Annotated in this window: 13 protein-coding genes; 4 read left to right on the top strand and 9 right to left on the bottom strand. The window is 64.7% G+C overall.

The window, feature by feature from the left end; genetic code table 11:
* Positions 1–89: 89 nt before the first annotated feature.
* The 8 genes from GV819_RS18665 to GV819_RS18630 all read right to left on the bottom strand — a co-directional run bounded on the left by GV819_RS18665 (position 90) and on the right by GV819_RS18630 (position 9,095).
* Entirely contained in the window at positions 90–1,094 is a 1,005-nt protein-coding gene (locus GV819_RS18665; RefSeq protein ID WP_218579764.1) for a siderophore ABC transporter substrate-binding protein, read from the bottom strand.
* Positions 1,081–1,872: an iron ABC transporter ATP-binding protein gene (locus tag GV819_RS18660; protein ID WP_161757517.1), complete on the bottom strand. Its 792-nt coding sequence runs from the start codon at positions 1,870–1,872 to the stop codon at positions 1,081–1,083. Before GV819_RS18660 ends, GV819_RS18665 begins: the two co-directional genes overlap by 14 nt.
* Positions 1,869–2,819: an iron chelate uptake ABC transporter family permease subunit gene (locus tag GV819_RS18655; protein WP_161757516.1), complete on the bottom strand. Its 951-nt coding sequence runs from the start codon at positions 2,817–2,819 to the stop codon at positions 1,869–1,871. The genes GV819_RS18660 and GV819_RS18655 overlap by 4 nt, the downstream gene beginning before the upstream one ends.
* Entirely contained in the window at positions 2,816–3,757 is a 942-nt protein-coding gene (locus tag GV819_RS18650; RefSeq protein WP_161757515.1) for an ABC transporter permease, read from the bottom strand. Before GV819_RS18650 ends, GV819_RS18655 begins: the two co-directional genes overlap by 4 nt.
* Before the next feature lie 15 nt (positions 3,758–3,772).
* The gene (locus tag GV819_RS18645; RefSeq protein ID WP_161757514.1) at positions 3,773–5,533 is read right to left on the bottom strand and encodes an ABC transporter ATP-binding protein; all 1,761 of its coding nucleotides are present in this window, start codon (positions 5,531–5,533) and stop codon (positions 3,773–3,775) included.
* Positions 5,527–7,335 (bottom strand): ABC transporter ATP-binding protein, encoded by a 1,809-nt coding sequence (locus GV819_RS18640; RefSeq protein ID WP_161757513.1) that lies wholly within the window; start codon positions 7,333–7,335, stop codon positions 5,527–5,529. The genes GV819_RS18645 and GV819_RS18640 overlap by 7 nt, the downstream gene beginning before the upstream one ends.
* A 230-nt stretch (positions 7,336–7,565) precedes the next feature.
* Positions 7,566–8,567 (bottom strand): FecR domain-containing protein, encoded by a 1,002-nt coding sequence (locus GV819_RS18635; RefSeq protein ID WP_161757512.1) that lies wholly within the window; start codon positions 8,565–8,567, stop codon positions 7,566–7,568.
* 9 nt (positions 8,568–8,576) lie between these two features.
* A complete protein-coding gene (locus GV819_RS18630) occupies positions 8,577–9,095 on the bottom strand; it encodes a sigma-70 family RNA polymerase sigma factor (RefSeq protein ID WP_161757511.1) in 519 nt (172 codons plus the stop codon).
* 192 nt (positions 9,096–9,287) lie between these two features.
* On the opposite strand from GV819_RS18630, the gene GV819_RS18625 reads away from it, so the two are divergent.
* The 3 genes from GV819_RS18625 to GV819_RS18615 all read left to right on the top strand — a co-directional run bounded on the left by GV819_RS18625 (position 9,288) and on the right by GV819_RS18615 (position 11,129).
* On the top strand, positions 9,288–10,013 hold the full coding sequence (locus tag GV819_RS18625; protein ID WP_368668910.1) for a lysostaphin resistance A-like protein: 726 nt from the start codon (positions 9,288–9,290) through the stop codon (positions 10,011–10,013).
* A 70-nt stretch (positions 10,014–10,083) separates the two neighbouring features.
* Complete coding sequence (locus tag GV819_RS18620) at positions 10,084–10,704, top strand: LysE family translocator (RefSeq protein ID WP_161757510.1); 621 nt, start codon at positions 10,084–10,086, stop codon at positions 10,702–10,704.
* A 62-nt stretch (positions 10,705–10,766) separates the two neighbouring features.
* The gene (locus GV819_RS18615) at positions 10,767–11,129 is read left to right on the top strand and encodes a hypothetical protein (protein WP_161757509.1); all 363 of its coding nucleotides are present in this window, start codon (positions 10,767–10,769) and stop codon (positions 11,127–11,129) included.
* 32 nt (positions 11,130–11,161) lie between these two features.
* Here the strand turns inward: GV819_RS18615 and ptrR are convergent, their stop codons facing one another.
* Positions 11,162–12,040: a putrescine utilization regulator PtrR gene (gene ptrR, locus GV819_RS18610; RefSeq protein WP_161757508.1), complete on the bottom strand. Its 879-nt coding sequence runs from the start codon at positions 12,038–12,040 to the stop codon at positions 11,162–11,164.
* Between the two features lie 101 nt (positions 12,041–12,141).
* Here ptrR and GV819_RS18605 point away from each other — a divergent pair, with 101 nt between their 5' ends.
* A complete protein-coding gene (locus tag GV819_RS18605) occupies positions 12,142–13,533 on the top strand; it encodes an aldehyde dehydrogenase family protein (RefSeq protein WP_161757507.1) in 1,392 nt (463 codons plus the stop codon).
* Positions 13,534–13,587 lie beyond the last annotated feature (54 nt).

Below are 13,587 nucleotides of genomic sequence, written 5' to 3'. Positions count from 1 at the left end.
GCGGGGCTGGCAACCACGCGACCTCCCCTGGCAACGGCCCTGTGACCGGTTCCCACGGTCTCTGCAAGGCCCACGGGGCTGCAGGCGGATCAACCCTGATAGCCTTTGATGACCTCGTCGATCACTGTGTTCAGGCAGGTCACGCTGGCGGTGCAGAGGTACCAGGTCTGGGCATCGACGAAGACCACCCGGCCGTTCTTCCAGGCCGTGGTCTGGCGCAGCAGCGGGTTGTCCAGGCTCTGCCGATCGAGGGCCGGACGCCGTTCCATCACTGCGGTTCGGTCCACCACATAGAGAATGTCGGGGTTGGCCTGCTGGATGAACTCGTTGGAGATCGGCTGGCCATGCAGGCCCGCGCCGATGTCCTGGCTGGCGGACTTCACCCCCAGCGTGTCGAAGATGAAACCGTAGCGGGACTTCACCCCGTAGGCGGTGAAGGCACCGTTGTTGTGCAACACGATCAACGCCTTTTCAGGGCGCCCTTCGGTCACCCGCCGGGCCTCTTGCACCTTGGCGTCGATGCCGTCGGCCTTCTGCCGTGCCAGGGCTTGCTTGTCGAAGATCTGCCCCAGGGTGAGCAGGTGATCCTTGGCGGCGGCGATGTAGTTGCCGTTGCTATTGTTCAGGTCGACGTCGAAATGCAGGGTCGGCGCAATCTCCGACAACTGCGGATAACTGTGGGCCTGCAGCGGCGAAATCAGTATCAGATCGGGCTTGAGCCGATGCACCCGCTCCAGGTTCGGCTGCACCGTGGCGCCGACATCCTCAACGTTCGGGTCGTCCTTGTAGCGGCTGAGGAACGGCGCGACATAGTCCTTGGCGATGCCCACCACCGGCACCCCCAACTGGTCCAGGGTATCGAGCTCGCTCATGTCGAACGCCACCACCCGCTCGGGGCGCCGGCTGATCAGCGTGGTCCCCAGTTCGTGCTTGATGCTCCGCGGCTCGAAGCCGGCCTGGGCCGGCGGCGTGGCAGCAGTTGGCGCACCGGCGGCCGCCGATGAGCCGGCCTGCTGGTCGCAGCCTTGCACGGCCGCGCCGATGGCCAGCAACAAGGCCATGGCCCAGCGGCCGTTGAGATTATCCCCGCGCATGTTCACGCTCCTGATCCGATGGGTTGAAGTAGTTGCACAACAGGCCACGCTCGCTGCGCAGCATTTCGAAATCCAGTTCATACAGTTCCTCCAGCCGCGCCCGGGTCACCACCTCCTCCACCGCGCCGCTAAAACGCACCGCACCGTCCTTCATGGCCACGATGTGATCCGAATAGCTGGCGGCGAAATTGATGTCATGCACCACCAGGATCACCGTGCGCCCCTGCTCGTCACACAGCCGGCGCAAGGCGCGCATGATCTGCACCGCGTGCTTCATGTCGAGGTTGTTGAGCGGCTCGTCGAGCAGTAGGCAATCGGTCTGCTGGGCGATGGTCATTGCCAGGAAGACCATTTGCCGCTGGCCGCCGCTGAGTTCATCGATGTAGGCACCGCGCAAACGGTCCAGGGACAGGAAGCTGATGGCCTCATCGATCAGCCGCTGGTCTTCGCGGGTCAGCCGGCCACGGCTGTAGGGAAAGCGCCCAAAGGCCACCAGCTCCTCAACCTTGAGCCGCAGGTTGAAATCCGGGGCCTGGCGCAGGGTCGCAACTTGCTTGGCGTAGGCACTGACCGGCAACTGCGCCACCGGTTGCCCGCCGATCAGGATCTCGCCGCGGGTCGGCTCCAGCAGCCGCGCCATCAACATCAGCAGAGTGCTCTTGCCGGCACCGTTGGGGCCGATCAGCGAGGTCATCCGGCGCGCGGGGAACTGCACGCTGACGTCCTCCAGCACGGTCTTGCGGCCATACGCCTTGTGCAGGTTGTTGACGCTGATCATGTGCGACCTCGGGAGCGAATCATCAGGGCCAGGAAATACCCGCCACACACCAGGTTGACGAGGATCCCGACCGTGGTCTTGTAGTTGAACACCTGCTCCACCAGGAACTGCGCAATGATGAACATCGCGATGGCGAGCGCGCTGCCCATGGGCAGCGTCAGCCGATGGCGGCTGGTTCCGGCCAGGGCATAGGTGAGGTTGGCGACGAAGATGCCCATGAAGGCGGTGGGCCCCAGCAGGCTGGTGGACACCGCCACCAGCACCGCGATCAACGCCAGATACAGACGCACATAGCGCCGGTAATCGACCCCCAGGGACAGTGCCTGATCACGCCCCAGGGCAAGCACATCGAGGCTCGCCAGAGTCTTCAAGCCCAGCAGACCGACCAGCGCCACCAGCACGGCCGAATAGAGCAACTGCTGGGGCTGGATGCGGTTGAACGAGGTGTAGCTGAAACCCTGGAGCACCGAGAACTCACCGGGGCTGATGCTCAGTTGGATGAACTGGGTGAAGGTGCCCAGCACCACGCTCAGCACCAGCCCGAACAGCAGCAGGAAGTACAGGTTGCTCCGCGCATCGCGCAGCAGCCAACGATGCAGGGCCCAGGAGTAGCCGAACATGCACAGCAGCGAGATCAGCACATTGCCGTTCGGCCCCAGCAGGGCCAGGCTGCCACTGCCCAGGAGCAGGATCAACAGCGCCTGCAACAGCAGGTAGACCGCCTCGTAGCCCATGATCGCCGGGGTCAGGATGCGGTTGCCGGTGATGCTCTGGAACACCAGGGACGACCAGGCCACGCAGACTCCGCCCAGGCAGATGGCGCCCAGGCGCGCCAGGCGCTTGGGGATCACGTAGTCGAAGTCGAAATCGGCGCCCAGCAACACAAAAGCCAGTGCCAGAACGATCACCAGCAGCCACACGCCGGAATGGATCAAGGCACGGTTCATCGGTGCTTCCAGATGATCAGTACCAGGAACAGCACCCCGCCGACACTGCCGGCAGTCAGGCCGATCGGCACTTCGAAGGGGTAGATCAGCAAGCGGCCGATGATGTCGCACACCAGCAGCAACGACGCGCCGCAGAGGACGATCAGCGGCAGCGTGCGGCGCAGGTTTTCACCGCACTGCAGGGCCAGCAGATTAGGCACCACCAAGCCGACAAAGGGAATCGCGCCCACGGTGATCACCGTGGCCGACACCGTGACCGCCACCAGCATCAGGCCCAGCGCCGCCGTCGCCGCGTAGCTCAGGCCCAGGCCGCTGGCCATCTCCTCGCCCATGCCGACCACGGTGAAACGCTGGGCATACAAATAGGTCAGCAGCACGATCGGCAGGATCAGGTAGATGATTTCGTAGTTGCCCTGGACGATCTTCGAAAAATCCCCCAGCAGCCAGCCCTGCATGCTCTGCAGGATGTTGTGTCGATAGGCGTAGAACTCGCCGATGGCACTCAGCACGCTGCCGTACATCAGCCCCACCACCGGCACCAGCACGCTGTTCTGGAAGCGGATGCGGCGGATGATCGCCACGAACAGCAGGCTGGCCGCCAGGCAGAAACCCAGGGCGAACAGCATGCGCCCGGTGGCACCGGCGCCGGGCACCAGGGTCAGCGCCAGGAGGATGCCGAGCTTGGCCGCATCAAGGCCGCCGCACGTGGCCGGCTCGACAAACTTGTTGCGCACGATCTGCTGCAGGATCACCCCGCACAGCGACAGCCCGGCACCGGTCAGCACCAGTGCCGCCAGGCGCGGCAGACGGCTCGCGGTGAGGGTCAGCCAGGCGTCGTCGGAAAAACTCAGCAGCTCGCTCCAGGCCACCTGCTTGGCCCCCACCAGCAGGGACAGCACGCATAACACAAGGAACAGGCACGGTAGGGCTAAACGCATTGACACATTCCCTGCTCAGCTATCTGTCCGCGATGGCTGGGCAATGCGCCAACCCTTCGCGGCCCGGCGCTGGGCCAGGTAATGCGCATAGACGCCCTGGCGCGCAGCCAGTTGCTGATGGCTGCCCTGCTCGCAGATCCGCCCCTGGTCCAGCACCAGCACCTGATCGGCCATCTCCACCGTCGACAACTGGTGAGCGATGACGATCAAGGTGCAGCGGCCGCGCAAGCGCGCCAGGGTGGCGGCGATAGCGACCTGGTTTTGCGCATCCAGCGCGGCCGTGGCCTCGTCCACCAGCAGGATCGGCGCGTTCTTGATCAACGCCCGGGCAATCGAGATGCGCTGGCGCTCGCCGCCGGACAAGCGCGCCCCGCCCTCACCCACCGGCGTCGCCAGCCCTTGCGGCAAGCGCGCGATGATCTCCTCGACCCCGGCTTGGCGCACGGCATCCAGCACTTCATCATCACTGGCCCCAGGTCTGCCGAGGCGAATGTTGTCGCCGATGCTGCCCTGGAACAGGTAATTGTCCTGGAATATCTGGCTGATCTGCCCGGCCAGTTGCTCCTCGGACATCTGCCGCACGTCCACCCCACCGACCCGCACGCTGCCCTCCTGGACATCGAAGAAACGCGCGATCAGGCGCATCAGTGTGGTCTTGCCCGAGCCGGACGCGCCGACCAGCGCAGTCATACTGCCCGGCTCGACGCGCAGGCTGACGCCCTGTACCACCGCCGGCCGTTGCGGGTCATAGCGAAAACCGACATCAAACAGTTCCACCGAGGCATCCCGCGGCGCTTGCCCCGGGCTGGCTTGCGCCAGCGGTGCTGCCGCCAGGACCTCGCGCACAGCCTGCAACTGAACCGCAACACCGCGCAGGGTTTCGCCATAGCCGGCGACGTCCTGCAACGGGTCGATAAAGCGATTGACCAGCACCAGCGCAACGACCAGGGCGATTAGCGAACCCTGATCCAGGCCGCTGCCCAGTTGTGCATCGAGCCACAGCGCGGCGGCGATCAACAGCGCCGCGAAGACCGCCTGCACCAGCCACAGGTTGAGCACCACCGCGGCGGTGGAGAGGTGAATCAGGCGCGTACCCGACTCATGCTGCTGTTCAATCGCCTGCTGCAGGAAGCGCGCACTGCCGGCACCGTTGAACGCCCGCAGCACCGACTGCGCCTGGGCGAACTCGATCATCCGTTGGCTGGCTGCGGCGCTGCTGTGCTGGAAGGCCTGGTCGGTGTTGCGCCCGAGCCGGCTGCTGAGCCAGAACGCAGCAGCGAGGAGCGGCAGCGCCAGCAAGGCAATCAGGCCCATCTGCCACTGCAGCATGAACAACGCCACGACCATCACCAGCGGCGTGGTGATGCCACAGAGCACCGGGGTGAAGACATGGGCCGGCAACTGCGCCACGGCCATCATGCCCTGGGACAACAGGTGGCTGAGCCGCGCAGTGTTCTGCGGGTCGAACCAACCGATAGGCAAACGCGCCACATGCTCGCCGAGGCGCTGGCGCCCGCCTTGCAACAGCGCCACGCCGACGGCGACCCCGGCTTTGTCCAGGCGCCGGCGCAAGGCCCAGCAGCCCAGCACCGCCAACAGGAATACCGACAGCCATTGCAGCGCCGCACCGCGATCGCCGCCCAGCAGGTGGCTGAGCACCGGCACCAGCGTGGTAATGGTCAGCCCACAGAGCAGCCCATAGACCAGCGCCATGGCCACATACCGGCGGAAGATCGGCGCGTCATCGCCCAACAATTGGATAAAGGTCTTCAGCATGTCGGTAGCGCCTGTTTACCGGTCTGTGCATAGCCGCCCTGCGCCCACAGGCGTGCATAGCGGCCATTGAGGGCGAGCAGTTGGGCATGGCTGCCCTGCTCATGAATCCGCCCGTGTTCCAGCACGATGATGCGATCGGCGTGCATCACCGTGTCGAGCCGGTGCGCGATCACCAGCAGCGTGCGGCCCTGGGCAAACCGCGACAGCGCCTCCTGGATCGCCACCTCGTTCTCGGCGTCGGCGGCTGCGGTGGCTTCATCCAGCACCAGCAGTGGCGGCGCCAGCAACACTGCCCGGGCGATGCTCACCCGCTGCTGCTCACCACCGGAAAGTTGCGCGTCCTCGCCCACCACCGAGTGGTAACCACGGGGCAGGCGCTGGATGCATTCATGAATGTTCGCCGCACGAGCAGCCGCCTCGATCTCCTCCTGGCTGGCATCGGGCCGGCCCAGGGCGATGTTCTCGGCGATGCTGGCGTGGATCAGCCGGACTTCCTGCAGGACAAAACCGATGCGCCGGTACAGCTCCGCGGCCTCGATGGCGCGCAGGTCGACGCCCCCCAGGGTGATGCGCCCCTCGGTGGGATCGAAAAAACGCAGCAGCAGCCGAGCCAGGGTCGATTTGCCCGAGCCGGAAGCGCCGACGATGGCGGTCACCGTACCGGGCTTGAGGGTGAAGCTGATGTCCGCCAGCACCGGGTGCTGCGGGTCGTAGGCATAACCGAGCTGTTCCACCCGCACTTCAGCATCCTTGGGCAACAGCGGCTGGCCGGGGGCGAGCGGCGCCAGCACCGGGGTTTGCAGCAGCGCCTGCACACGCTGGGCAGCGCCGGCGGCGTTGTCCAGGTCGTGGGTGATGTAGTTCAGCAGCAACAGCGGCGCGCAAATCCCCGGCGTGACCAGGGCAAAGGGCAGCACCTCGACCGCGGTCATCCAGCCGAGGCTGACGAACAATATGCCGAACGCCAGCACCAGTCCCAGCACCGTGACCGGGGCAATCATCGCGTTGGCGTTGGCCATGCTGCCCACCAGCGGCCGGGTGAAATCAATGAAGGCTTCGCCGAATTCATCCACCGCCTCGCGGTAGCTGGTATGAGCCTTGCCGGTGGCGCCAAAGGCCTTGACCACGGGAATGCCGTGGATGAACTCGACCACCGCGTTGTTGATCCGCGTCAGCCGCGCGACAAACCCCTGCATGTTGCGGGCGCTGGCTTTCAGCGTCTTGGCGAAGAACAGGAAAAACCCCGGGAACGGCAACAGCGACACCAGTGCCATGCGCCAGTCCAGTGCAAACAGATAGAGCACCGACACCAGGATCGCCCCGGCGCAGCGGCCCACGGTGGTGTAGAAATGCGCGGTCAGGCTGTGCAGGGTGCCGATGTCGTCCTGCAGTGCCTGCTTGACCTCGCCCGAGGCCCGCTCGGTGAACCAGCCCAGCGGCACCTGGGACAAACGCTGGGTAATCGCCAGGCGCAGGTGGCGGGTCATATGATTGTCGGCCAGGTGCGCCACGGTTTCGGCCGCGGACATCAGCAGCATGCCGAGGAACAGGCTCAGCACGCTGAGACCGACGGTCCACCACAGCTCGCGCTGCACTTGAGCCAGGGCCGTGCTCAGGGAGGTCCCGTCGGCCAAGACGAGGCCGGCGATATGCGCAATGCCGGCCAGGGGCACCAGGGTCAGCATGCTACCGATGGCCGCCAGCAGCGCCGCCGCCATCAGGCGCCCGCGTATCGGCTGCAAGACCTGCGAGACTGCAGCACGCCCCTGAGGCGGGGTCGCGGGCGCATCACTGTTACTCATGGAGTCTCCCTGACGGAATCTGCATCGGCGTTGCCATGGGCCGCCATCGCCGGCTCGATCAGCCCGCGGACGCGCACTGCCCGACGCCGCGAACACCGAGAATGGGTTCGCTCTTACCTGTCTTCCGAACGAGAAGGCAAAACCCTCAATCGAAATTGCGACGAATGTTCACTGTCGATTGCCGGTAGCCGCATCGAGGGATTTCATCCAGGGGGATGACCGATGAGCGTTCAGACCGCAGCGCGCACCGTGACCCAGTAGCGGGTGCGCCTGATCACTTCCACGGGCAGTGCCAGGGTCAGGTTGTGCAGCGCGCGGTCGGTGTCCAGCAGCGAGAACACGCCACTGACTTGCAGCATCGCCACCTCGTCGGCGCAACGCAGCACGCCGCTGCGATAGCGGCCCAGCTCGGCGAGCAGTTGGTCCAGGCGCATGCTGTCTGCCACCAATACCCCCCGGACCCAGGCCGCGCTGCTCTCGGTGACCGCCCCCGAGGCCTGCACCGCGCCTTTCGAGAACGTCGCGCCGTGACCGGCATCCACCCGCAGCAGGGCACCGGCGGCGTAGTCGGGCTGGACTTCCACCGCGCCCTCGAACACCGCCACCTGAGAGCTGTCGTCACTCTGGCGCAGACTGAAACGCGTGCCCAGCGCGCGGACCTTGCCGTCGCGGCCCTGCACCCGGAACGGCCGGGGCGAGCTGGCCGGATCGGGCGCGGTAGTGACCAGGATTTCACCGGCGCGCAGCAGCACCAGCCGTTGCAACTCATCGAATTGCACATCGATGGCCGAGGCCGAGGCCAGCACCACCTGGGTGCCATCCGGCAGCGTAACCTGGCGAATCTCACCGGTGCCGGAACTGTGGGCGGCCATCGTCATCTGCCACGCGTCGGTGCCGCGCATGACATAGGCCAGGCCACCGGCGCTGAACATCAGGCTCAATAGCTGCAAGGTTCTTCGGCGGTTCAAGTAGGCGCCGGAGGCCGGCTCACGCAAGGTATGGCGGGCCACTTCAGCGGGCACGCTGGAGAACTTTTCCTCGAAGGCCTTGAGGCGGTTCCAGGCGAGTTCGTGATGCGGGTGTTCGCCACGCCAATGCAGGCATGCGGCCTGGTCTTCGGCACTGGCATCGTCGGCCCACAAGCGGGCCATCCACAGCACTGCCTGCTCGACGACTTCAGTGGCGATCTCGCCAGGTTCCGCAGCGCGGTCAGTAGGTTGGCCAATGGGCATGGGAAAAGCTCAGAACTCCGATCCGTGCAGGGCCTGATAGCAGGCCAACAGGCCGGCGGCAATGTACTTCTCCACCGACGACACCGACACCTGCAGTTCGACGGCGATCTGGCGATAGCTCATACCGTCCAGCTTGCACAGCAGCAACGCCTTGCGCGCCTTGGCCGAGAGGCTCTGCAGCGCGGCATCGATCTCGATCAATGCCTCGATGGCCAGGGCCCGGGTTTCCTCACAGGCGACCAGGGGTTCGGGCAGCAGGGCCAGGGCTTCCAGATAGGCCGATTCGATCCGGCGCCGGCGATACAGGTCGATCACCAGGCCGTTGGCAATCTGCGCGAGGTGCCGTCGCGACTCATCGACGGGAGGCAACTGGCCCTTTCTCATGAGCTGGACATACACATCGTGGGCCAGGTCCGCGGCATCGAAGGCATTGCCGAGCTTGCGCCGCAACAGGCTGCGCAACCAACTGTTGTGATCGACGTATAGCGTTTCAACCTGGCGCTGAAATACAAACTCTCCGATGCTCACGGACCTCTCCTGTGCCCGATGGCCAGGGGAAGGTGGACACAAAGGGTAATTGATAACTGTTTGCAATAATATCGAGTGGACAAAGGCCGCGCAATCGCTTCGCCACTTCTGCCAGAAACATCCACGGTCAAGTGACGCTCAGAATTGAGTGATGGCATAATGCCTCTTTTCCCGCACATTCATGGAGTGACTGTGATTCATCCGTCTGCCATCCCTCTGCAACTGTCCGCCCCAACGCCTTCCCCCTATCGCTTCTTGCCTCGGCTGGGAATGTTCATTCTGGCCACCCTGGTGTTCTTCCTGGCGGCGGTTCCCGGGATCTTGCTGATCCCGGCCCAGATGCAGGCCTACCTGGTATTCATCTCCATGGAGGGCTTGAGCATGCTGCTCTTGCTCGCGCTCTTGCTGATGCAATACCGCGCAGGGTTCAGCGCCGCACTGCGTGGGCACAGGGTCCGCACCCCCCTGCGGATTGGCGCCTTGTGCATGTTTGCAGCCTATGCGCTATGCGGAGTGGCCGTCGCCACTCTGGGCTTGCCTGAAGAAGCCTTCATGACCGAGTTGCTGGCCGGCCTCACGACTTGGCAAACGCTGATCAAGGTTGCCTCGCTGATCGTCGTGCCGCCGATTGCCGAGGAACTGTTTTTCCGCCACTACCTGCTGCGCCTGTTTCCCTACGAGAACAGCCAGGTCTGGAAATGGGTCGCTATCATCACCAGCGCGGCCATCTTCTCCGGCCTCCATAGCCAGTACGGCAACGCATCGACATTCGCCCTGATCTTCGCCAGTGGCTGCATTTTCGCCGTGGCCAGAATAGTCAGCGGCGGCCTGCTGGTCCCGATCGCCCTGCACGCCCTGGCGGAGGTTTTCGCGATATCCCTGGATACGCTGCTAAGACTGACAGGAATGTACGTCTGAGCGCAGGACCATCGGCAGCGTCTGGGCCCTGTGCTAACGTGCCCGCACCCTCATCTTGAAGTGCTACGCCATGTCGCTCACTGACAACCTCCTGGCCTTCACCTTCGCCGCCACCCTGCTGACCCTGACCCCGGGCCTGGATACCGCCCTGGTGCTACGCACCGCCACGGTGGAAGGCAAGCAACAGGCGTTGCGCGCCGCCCTGGGCATCAATGCCGGCTGCCTGATCTGGGGCGCCACCGTAGCGTTTGGCCTGGGCGCCTTGATTGCCCTATCGGAGCTCGCGTTCAGCCTGCTGAAATACTGCGGCGCGGCCTACCTCGCCTGGCTCGGGCTGAACATGCTGCGGCGCCCACGGCGCTCATTTTCCTCCGTGGGTACGGACGGCAAGCCCGGGGCCAACTGGTTTCTCAAAGGCATGCTGGGCAACGTGCTCAATCCCAAGGTAGGGGTTTTCTATGTGTCCTTTCTTCCGCAATTCATCCCTCAAGGCCAGCCGATGGTGGCCTGGACTTTCGGCTTGGTGAGCATCCACGTGGTGATCGGCCTGCTCTGGTCGTTAATGCTGATCGGCGCTACCCGGCCCCTGGCGGGCGTGCTGCAACGCGAGCACGTGATCCAGTGGATGGACCGCACTACCGGCATGATCTTCGTGCTGTTTGCGGCTCGCCTGGCCTTGAGCAAGCGCTGAGGCCAAGCTCTGGCCCCTCGGGTTTCAGTTCGGGTGCGCCACACACTTTGCAGCAGGTCTACATGCGTACAGTCATTTCAATCCTGCTTTTGCTCGCCAGCGGCTGGGCCGTTGCCGGATACGACATGCATATCACCCGCAAGCCCTTCTGGGCAGATGAGTCCGGGCCGAAAGTCAGCTTCGAACAATGGCTGGCCTACCTGCGGCACGACCCCCAAGTCGCCAGGGATCTTGCCAACAGCAGCGAGGACTTCATGGTTGCCCTGCCCGGCGAGTCCTTTCCCCTCTGGTACAACCCGCAACTGGGCGAGCTCTATACCAAGAACCCGACGCAGCAGGCCATGCGCAAACTGCAGCGCATTGCACAGGCGCTGGACGCCAGGGTGCAGGGCGATGACGGCGAGTTCTATCCATCGCCACCCTGAGTCCATCAGCCCGCTGATCAGGCCCGCGGCCTTCAAGCCTCGGCCAGTACCGCCCCTCGCTCCTCCAGCAACTTCACAAACATGCTTAGGCTCTGGGACACCGTGCCGCGCCGCCAGACCAGCCAGGTCTGCAGGAAACGAAAGCGCGGTGACAAGGGCCAGACACTCACCGTGGCGCAACCGGGCATGCTTTCGAGCATGCTGCGGGGCATCAGCGCCAGGCCGGCCCCGGCGCTGACGCAGGCCAGCATGCCGTGGTAGGACTCCATTTCGTGGATCTTGCCCGGCACCGCAGCGTCCTGGGTGAACCAGCTTTCAAAGTGATGGCGATAGGAACAGTTGGCGCGGAAGGCGTAGATGCTTTCACCATTGACCTCCCGCGCCCGACTGATAGGCGCGTGCCCCAGGGGCGCGATCAAGACCATCTCTTCCTCGAACACCGGCAACCCTTCCAGGGCCGGGTGGCGCACCGGGCCGTCGACAAAGGCCGCCACCAGCCGGCCCGACAGCACGCCTTCGATCATGGTCCCCGAGGGCCCCGTGGACAGGTCCAGTTCGACCTTGGCGTATTGCTGGTTGTAGGCCGCGAGCAAGGCCGGAATGCGCACCGCTGCGGTACTTTCCAATGAGCCCAGGGCAAAGGGCCCCTGGGGCTCTTCGCCGGCCACGGTCAGGCGCGCCTCGGCCACCAGGTCGAGAATGCGCCGGGCATAGTCGAGGAAGTTCCAGCCGGCAGGCGACAGGCGCATGCGGTTCTTCTCGCGGATGAACAATTCCACGCCCAGATCCTGCTCCAATTGCTTGATCCGCGTGGTCAGGTTCGACGGCACCCGGTGGATCAACTGCGCGGCGGCGCTGATGCTGCCCTGCTCGGCAACCGCCTTGAATATTTCCAGCTGGACCAGATCCACTTCATTCTCCAAACGTGAACGATTCGCTCAATATTATTCAGTTTTCAGCAAAGAAACAGCCCCGTAACCTGCAGCCATTCCCACCTGAGCAGGACGGTGCCATGACCCGCGTTTCCAGCCATACCCATGCCTTGTCGATCAACCCTGCCACTGGCGAGCAGATCGGCGCCTACCCCTATGAGTCCGACAGCGCACTGGATGCCGCCCTGGGCCGCGCCACAGAAGGCTTCGCCCAATGGAAACGCCAGAGCCCTGGCGCCCGTGCCGCGCTGCTCAAGGCCCTGGCCCAGGCCCTGCGCGACAACAGCGAAGGCATGGCGCGGATGATCACCCAGGAGATGGGCAAGCCGGTGCCCCAGGCCCGCGGCGAGATCGAGAAATGCGCCCAGCTGTGCCTGTGGTACGCCGAACATGGCCCGGCCATGCTCGCCCCTGAAGCGACCCTGGTAGAGCACGACAAGGCGCGTATCGAGTACCGCCCCCTGGGCCCGATCCTCGCGGTAATGCCGTGGAACTTCCCGATCTGGCAGGTGCTGCGCGGCGCGGTACCGGCGCTGATCGCCGGCAACACCTATGTGCTCAAGCACGCACCGAATGTGATGGGCAGCGCCTACCTGCTGTTGGAAGCGTTCAAGCAGGCCGGCTTCCCGGCGGGGGTGTTCGAGCTGATCAACGTCACCCCGGACGGCGTGTCCCGGGCCATCGTCGACCGCCGCATCGCCGCCGTGACCCTGACCGGCAGCGTGCGTGCCGGCATGGCCATCGGCGCCCAGGCCGGCGCGGCGCTAAAGAAATGCGTGCTGGAGTTGGGCGGTTCCGATCCGTTCATCGTGCTCAACGACGCCGACCTCGACGAAGCGGTGAAAGCCGCGGTCATCGGCCGCTACCAGAACACCGGCCAGGTCTGCGCTGCGGCCAAGCGCCTGATCATCGAACAAGGGGTGGTTGAGCAATTCACCCGCAAGTTCGTCGAGGCCACCCGCGCCCTAGTCATCGGCGACCCACTGGCCAACGACACCTATATCGGCCCCATGGCCCGCTTCGACCTGCGCGACGAACTGCACCAGCAAGTGCAAGCGACCCTGGCCGAAGGTGCAAGCCTGCTGCTGGGCGGGCACAAGGCCGAAGGCGCCGGCAACTACTACCCGCCGACGGTGCTGGCAGGCGTCACCGACCAGATGACCTCGTTCAAGCAGGAGCTGTTTGGCCCGGTAGCCTCGATCATCACCGCCCGCGACGCCCGGCACGCCCTGGCCCTGGCCAACGACAGCGAGTTCGGCCTGACCGCGACGATCTACACTCGCGACCTGGAACTGGCCCGGCAACTCACCGACGAGCTGGAGACCGGTGGCGTGTTCATCAACGGCTACAGCGCCAGCGACCCGCGCGTGACCTTTGGTGGGGTGAAGAAAAGCGGTTTTGGTCGCGAGCTGTCGCACTTCGGCGTGCGCGAGTTCTGCAACGCCCAGACGGTGTGGCTGGATCGGCGTTAATCGCGAAACAAACCGCGCCTGAGTGCCGGGGTCAAAAAACGGACCTGCAACAGG

Source organism: Pseudomonas sp. Fl5BN2 (assembly GCF_009908205.1).
Lineage (GTDB): Bacteria > Pseudomonadota > Gammaproteobacteria > Pseudomonadales > Pseudomonadaceae > Aquipseudomonas.
The sequence above is the reverse complement of the archived record's forward strand: the minus strand, read 5'-3'. Positions and strand labels throughout refer to the sequence as shown.

Excerpts from the sequence above, each read along its gene's own strand:
- GV819_RS18615 (WP_161757509.1), top strand. The coding sequence starts at position 10,767 with ATGCGTACAGTCATTTCAATCCTGCTTTTGCTCGCCAGCGGCTGGGCC.
- GV819_RS18665 (WP_218579764.1), bottom strand. The coding sequence starts at position 1,094 with ATGCGCGGGGATAATCTCAACGGCCGCTGGGCCATGGCCTTGTTGCTG.
- GV819_RS18620 (WP_161757510.1), top strand. The coding sequence starts at position 10,084 with ATGTCGCTCACTGACAACCTCCTGGCCTTCACCTTCGCCGCCACCCTG.
- GV819_RS18655 (WP_161757516.1), bottom strand. The coding sequence starts at position 2,819 with ATGAACCGTGCCTTGATCCATTCCGGCGTGTGGCTGCTGGTGATCGTT.
- GV819_RS18605 (WP_161757507.1), top strand. The coding sequence starts at position 12,142 with ATGACCCGCGTTTCCAGCCATACCCATGCCTTGTCGATCAACCCTGCC.
- GV819_RS18660 (WP_161757517.1), bottom strand. The coding sequence starts at position 1,872 with ATGATCAGCGTCAACAACCTGCACAAGGCGTATGGCCGCAAGACCGTG.
- GV819_RS18640 (WP_161757513.1), bottom strand. The coding sequence starts at position 7,335 with ATGAGTAACAGTGATGCGCCCGCGACCCCGCCTCAGGGGCGTGCTGCA.
- GV819_RS18635 (WP_161757512.1), bottom strand. The coding sequence starts at position 8,567 with ATGCCCATTGGCCAACCTACTGACCGCGCTGCGGAACCTGGCGAGATC.
- GV819_RS18650 (WP_161757515.1), bottom strand. The coding sequence starts at position 3,757 with ATGCGTTTAGCCCTACCGTGCCTGTTCCTTGTGTTATGCGTGCTGTCC.
- GV819_RS18645 (WP_161757514.1), bottom strand. The coding sequence starts at position 5,533 with ATGCTGAAGACCTTTATCCAATTGTTGGGCGATGACGCGCCGATCTTC.